The 378-nt window shown below is 77.0% G+C and carries 1 protein-coding gene; it reads right to left on the reverse strand.

The genetic code is table 11. From position 1 onward, the window contains the following. Window positions 1-47 precede the first annotated feature (47 nt). The coding region (locus CCN35_RS12455) for a type II toxin-antitoxin system PemK/MazF family toxin (protein ID WP_245863132.1) at window positions 48-378 on the reverse strand (331 nt) is incomplete at its 5' end.

A 378-nucleotide genomic window follows, 5' to 3' on the forward strand; every position in this document is an offset into this window, starting at 1 on the left:
CCGGGGAAGGGGGCGAGGCCGTGAACCGTCCGCGCCGCGGCCCCCGCTCAGTCGGCCAGATACCGCACCTGGTCCCACAGCACCGGGTCCACCACCCCCACCCGGCGCCGGAAGTCCCGCACGGGCACCTCCTGGACCTCGTCGGTCTCCAGGAAGCTCGTCCGGCCCTGCGCGTCCCCCACCGAGCCCGGCGGCAGGGGAATCACCCCCACCCGCTCGTCGCGGTACTTGCTGGTGATCCTCGCGACCCTGGCGCGCCTGCCGCGCACCGACAGCACCAGACAGGGCCGGTCCTGCGTCCTCGGCGCCCCGGCTCCCGGCCCCGCCGCCTCGCAGGGCACGCTGGCCCACCAGATCTCCGCCGGCCGCGGACGCGCC

This window comes from Streptomyces thermovulgaris (genome assembly GCF_002155915.1).
In the GTDB taxonomy this organism is placed as follows: domain Bacteria; phylum Actinomycetota; class Actinomycetes; order Streptomycetales; family Streptomycetaceae; genus Streptomyces; species Streptomyces thermovulgaris.